The following is a 5089-nucleotide window of genomic DNA, read 5'->3' as shown; positions in this document are numbered from 1 at the left end:
TCGGCAGCGCCTTCGGCAACATGTTCGGCGCGCTCGCCTCAGGCCCGCTGCTCGACCTGCACGGATTGCTCGGCCTGTCCGGCTGGCAATGGGTCTTCATCGTCACCGGCGCGCCCGCCGTGCTGCTCGGCTTCCTCACCTTCGCGCTGCTGCCGAACCGGCCTGATGATGCCGAGTTTCTCGATGCGACCGAGAAGGCCTGGCTGGCGCGGCGGCTCGAGGAAGAGAACGCTGCGAAACGAGAAAGCCATTCGCTGTGGCAGGTGTTGTGGGACGGCCGCGTCTGGTTCCTGTCCGGCGTGTACGCGCTGATCCTCACCTCGCTTTACGGCGTGATCTACTGGACGCCGACGGTCATCAAGGGTTTCGGCATGACCGGCACCCAGAACGGACTTCTGACCGCGCTGCCCTGGCTGGTCACGGTGCCGATGCTGCTGATCCTGCCGAAGCGGTTGCGCGAACATCGCGCCGTCGTCATGGCAATGGTCGCGCTTGCGACCGTCGGCGTCATCGCCTTCGTGCTCTCGACCCTGGTGCCGGAAAACTGGATGCGGCTCGTCGCCATGATCGTCGGCACGCCCTGCATTTCGCTGCTGTTGCCGTGCTTCTGGTCGTTGCCGTCGCGCTTCCTCACCGGCGAGCGCGCCGCCGCGGGGATCGGCGCAATCTCGATGCTCGGCAGTTTCGGCGGCTTTGCCGCCCAGAACCTGATGCCGTATGCCGCCGGGATCGGCGGCAGCGCCGCGGCCGCGATGCTGGTGCCGGCGATTTGTCTGGGATTGCTTGGCGTTGGTGCGGCGCTCACGCTGATTGCGCAAGCGAAGCCCGCAATGCGGACGGCGGGGTGAACTTTGCGCTACAGCGAGATGATCGCTGGTCAAGTCAAATCTGCCCGCGAAGCCGTTCCCTTCTCACCTTGTTGGAGAAGGTGGCGCGGAAGGCCGCGCCGGATGAGGGGGTTGCTTCGGCGGGCAACAGGCAAAGCTGTTTCGGCGGAAACGAACCCTCACCCGGATCGCGCTGGACGATGCTTTCGCATCGCCAGAAGCGATCCGACCTCTCCTACAAGGGGAGAGGTGAAAGAGAAAAATCTCCCCGCACCTGGACGGCGCGGGGAGAGGTCACAGAGTGTGCGCTTTGAGACGCGATACCAGCACAAAGCGCAAACGGTCTTGGTTGAACCTCAGTGCTGCGGCGGGCAGACACCGATGTCGCACAGCAGCGAGCCGACCTCCTGGCGGAGGTCGAGGCCCGTACCCGGCGTGAACGATACGCCGCGAAGCACCTCGCCTGACTTCGCCGTGCGCACCGTCTTGAAGCTCTCGCCGGCCGGCAGCGTGGTGGCCGAAAGCTTGTCGGTGATCGCGACAAGCTTGTTCGGATCGGCGCCCTGGTCGGCGCTGCCGCTGACCGTCGAGGTGACAGCCCAGATGGTAGCGGTGCCGTCGCGATTGACGCGGCCGGTGAGATTGCGCAGGCCGTCGGTCGCCGGCGACCACGGCTGGCCGGTGGCGGCGTTGTTGCCGGTCGGGTAGTTCTTCACGGTGTAGGGCACGCCGAGGTTAAGACCGGCCTGCAAGGTGTACTTCAGCGACCAGGCGCCGTTGGCGAACACCCACTTCTGCAAGCCCGCGGTGGTCTGGCCGGCCGCTGCCGTGTAGGTATTCGTGTTGGGGTCGAACGTCGCGGTGCCGTTGCCTTCATCCGCGACATAGAGCGTCGTGGCATTGGCGAACCAGATGCCGAACGGGAACATCGGCGTCGGCGTCGTCTTGGCCAGGCTGGTCGGGAAACCGTTCAGGATGCACATGTTGAACGGCTTCACGCCCTGGGTCTGCACGGTGGCCGCGTTGCTGATGTTGATCGGCGTGGTCGGCAGCGTGGCGGACGGGCTCGGCAGGCCGCCGGTCGCAGTCTGGTTCGGGCACGCGTTCGGATTGCCGTTCGTGGCATTGCCGGTGGTGTCGACGAAATAAACGGTGTTGACGCCGTTACCGCCGGAGCCCTTGGTGAAGTAGACCACGTTGTTGAACACGGTCAGCCCGCGGAAGTTGGTGTCCTTGCCGACCTTGTCGATCTTGAGGCCGAGCTCGGTGACGTTGAAGCTGCCGAGCGGCGTCGGTGCGCCGGGATCGACCTGCTGCGACAGCGGCAGATGCGAAGCCACTTCGATCTGGGCGCCGCCACCTTCGATGATGCCGACCGGCTCGGTGCCGGAGCCGGAGCCGGCGTTGCCGGCGCCATAATGCACGTCGGCGCCGTTGGCGTCGTTGAGGATCGCGGCACGGCCGTTGTCGCCGCTATAGGCATTGGTCTTGGTGAAGCGGAAGCGGCCGAGCTGGTCGACATCGGCGAACACGCGGTAGACGGTTTGGGTGTCCGCATTGGTCGGGTCGACCACGAACGGTGTGTTGGAGTTCGACACATCGAGCGCGGCGACGGGCGCGAAATATCCCAGGAACGATACGGCGCGGTGATCGACCGAGAGGTTGATCGCAAGCTCCGACTTCGACTCAAAGCTCGTGACCGCCTGGTCGCTATTGGCCTTGATGCCGCGCTGGGTGCTGTTCGGAACCTCGACCGACTGCACGAAATCGCCATCGCCATCGGCGCGCAATTCATCGAGCACGACCTTGGCCGCAACCGAGAACGTGCCGTCGACCAGCGCATTGTTGAACACGAAAGGATAGGTGGCGTCGGTATTGGCGGTCGCGCAGGGGCTGTTCGCCGCGCCGCAGCCCGGCGGAAGCTGGGTCACGCCGGCGACGATGCTGCTGGGGCTTGCGTCGTAGACGGCCTTGCTGACCAGCAGGTTGCCGGGCGTGAAGAACGTGAACTCGCGGCCGTCGTTCCGACCCCGGTCGTCGTCGTCGGCATAAGCGAGCGCGCCGCCCAGCGCCGTGGTGGCGAGCAGAACGACGGCAAAGCGCGTGGTCAGAAGCGGCCGTCCGCGAAGCGAACGCGTTTCCTTGGATGTCATTGTTATTTTCCCAGAGTGAAAAAACTTCGCGACGCGATACCTGCGCGAAGACATGCGAAAGATGAAGCGCCGCGCAACTTGCGCAGGCTCTGTTACAGGGATGCGAAAGATTTACGATTTTTCGAAATTTCCCGGGAAAATTCGGGAAGAACCGCGTCAGCCTGCCAAGGCAGAGCGCTGCATCCGCCACGTCAGCGCGTGGCTCGCTGTTTCGACGGGCGCGAATTGTTACTCGCGGGAGATAAACAGCTTCAGCGACAGCGAGGCAATCGTGGAGGCGAAGATGATGGCGGCCACCGCCAACAGCCCGACGACATAAGAGCCGGAATATTGCTTCAACACGCCCATCAGCGACGGCCCGAAGAAGCCGCCGGTGGTGGCGATCGAGTTGATGAAGGCGAGCCCGCCCGCAGCGGCGACACCGGTGAGGAAGCGCGTCGGAATGGTCCAGAAGATCGCGCGCGCCGCGGTGACGCCGATCAGCGCCAGGCTGAAGCCGATCACCGCCGAGACCAGCGAGTTGGAGACGATCGGCAGCAGCAGTCCGACCGCGCCCAGCGTGCAGGCAATCGCAAGGTTGGCGATGCGCCCGCCCTTCTGGTCGACCCAGCGCGCCCACAGGATCATGCCGACCGTGGCAAACAGATAGGGGATCGCCGCGATCCACCCGATCGCCGTGTTGGTGAGGTGGTAGTCCTTCAACATCAACGGCAGCCAGACGCCGATGCCGTAGGAGCCGAGCGTAAAGCCGAACTGGATCGCGGTGCAGATCAACACGCGCGCATCTTTCAGCGCAGCCCAGAACGACGAATGCGGCCGCTCGCGCACTTCCGTGGCGAGCACATGATCGAGCGCGTCGCGTTCCTCGCGCGTGAGCCAGGATGCCGTCTGCGGCCGGTCGGCAAGCAGAACGAGCGTGGCGATGCCGAGCGGCACGCAGGGCAGGCTGACCAGGAGAAACATCCATTGCCAGCCGGCGAGGCCCCAGATGCCGTCCATTCCGAGCAGCAGGCTGCAAATGGGCGTGCCGATCAGCGACGACAGCGGAATGCCGACCAGAAACCACGCCAGCATCCGCGTGCGGTATTGCGTCGGGAACCAGGCGGCGAGAAAGAACGTCACGCCGGGAAAGAAGCCGGCCTCCATCAGGCCGAGCAGAAACCGCAAACCGTAAAAGCTGTTCGGCCCGGTGACGAACACCATCGCTGCCGAGACCAGCCCCCAGCTGATCATGATGCGCGCGATCCAGCGCCGCGCGCCGACCTTATAGAGCAAGAGGTTGCTCGGGATTTCGAAAGTGGAATAGCTGAGGAAGAAGACGCCGGCGGCGAGCCCGAACTGTGCCGGCGTGAGGCCGAGCTGCTGGTTCATGGTCAGCGCGGCAACGCTGAGGCTGGTACGGTCGAGGTAGTTGAAGAGATAGGCGATGGTCAGCAGCGGAACGAAGCGCAGCGCCGCCTTCTGAACCGCGCGGTGCAGCGCGGCATCTTCCGCCGCCACGACGCCGGAACCCGACACGACGCCCTCACCCACACCCGTCATCGCGTCCTGCCCCTCCTGTCATGGCTTTTGTTCTTTGTCTTCGAAGGACTTGCCATAGCAGGCGCAACCGTCCCCTGAAAGGGGGGATGGGATCGGCGGGGCGACTGGTCTCCGCCTCAAACCCTCATCCTGAGGAGCCGCGCAAGCGCGGCGTCTCGAAGGATGAGGCCGATACGTGGAGCCTCATGGTTCGAGACGGAGCGTTCGCGCCTCCTCACCATGAGGAGAGAGAGCGTCCGCCGTGCCGACACAAAGCCCCACAAACGCAACGGGCGGCCTCATCGGCCGCCCGCGCGCGAAAAATGTGTGCCGCGTTACGCGGCGGCGTTCAGGGATTGGCTGTGAACCTGATGACCGTGACTCTCGGCATTGCATTCACGGAAATGAAACGCGATCTCGTCGAGAGCGCGCTGCTCCCACGCTTCGGCCTCCGCAAGCCAGAACGATTTACGCTCGGAATCATGTGACGCACGCTCACGGCAGAAATGCTCCTGGCGGCGAATTTCAACGAGCTTGTTCATCAACTCCACTCCCTTTCAGTGAAGCCAAGTAACACCGCGAACCTAG

Annotated in this window: 4 protein-coding genes; 1 reads left to right on the top strand and 3 read right to left on the bottom strand. The window is 64.3% G+C overall.

Translation table 11 applies throughout. The annotated features are described in order from the left end of the window. On the top strand, nt 1-848 hold an 848-nt coding region (locus VFL62_RS16800), incomplete at its 5' end, for an MFS transporter (protein WP_325173507.1). Between the two features lie 335 nt (nt 849-1183). On the opposite strand, the gene VFL62_RS16795 is transcribed toward VFL62_RS16800, so the two are convergent. The 3 genes from VFL62_RS16795 to VFL62_RS16785 all read right to left on the bottom strand — a co-directional run bounded on the left by VFL62_RS16795 (nt 1184) and on the right by VFL62_RS16785 (nt 5043). After that, on the bottom strand, nt 1184-2980 hold the full coding sequence (locus VFL62_RS16795) for a hypothetical protein (RefSeq protein ID WP_325173506.1): 1797 nt from the start codon (nt 2978-2980) through the stop codon (nt 1184-1186). A gap of 228 nt (nt 2981-3208) precedes the next feature. Beyond that, nucleotides 3209-4522: an MFS transporter gene (locus VFL62_RS16790; RefSeq protein ID WP_325173505.1), complete on the bottom strand. Its 1314-nt coding sequence runs from the start codon at nt 4520-4522 to the stop codon at nt 3209-3211. A gap of 314 nt (nt 4523-4836) precedes the next feature. Beyond that, entirely contained in the window at nt 4837-5043 is a 207-nt protein-coding gene (locus tag VFL62_RS16785; protein WP_325173508.1) for a hypothetical protein, read from the bottom strand. Nucleotides 5044-5089 lie beyond the last annotated feature (46 nt).

The sequence above is a fragment of the Bradyrhizobium sp. genome (assembly GCF_035701725.1).
In the GTDB taxonomy this organism is placed as follows: Bacteria; Pseudomonadota; Alphaproteobacteria; order Rhizobiales; family Xanthobacteraceae; genus Bradyrhizobium.
The sequence above is the reverse complement of the archived record's forward strand: the minus strand, read 5'-3'. Positions and strand labels throughout refer to the sequence as shown.

Excerpts from the sequence above, each read along its gene's own strand:
- VFL62_RS16785 (WP_325173508.1), bottom strand. The coding sequence starts at position 5,043 with ATGAACAAGCTCGTTGAAATTCGCCGCCAGGAGCATTTCTGCCGTGAG.
- VFL62_RS16790 (WP_325173505.1), bottom strand. The coding sequence starts at position 4,522 with ATGACGGGTGTGGGTGAGGGCGTCGTGTCGGGTTCCGGCGTCGTGGCG.
- VFL62_RS16795 (WP_325173506.1), bottom strand. The coding sequence starts at position 2,980 with ATGACATCCAAGGAAACGCGTTCGCTTCGCGGACGGCCGCTTCTGACC.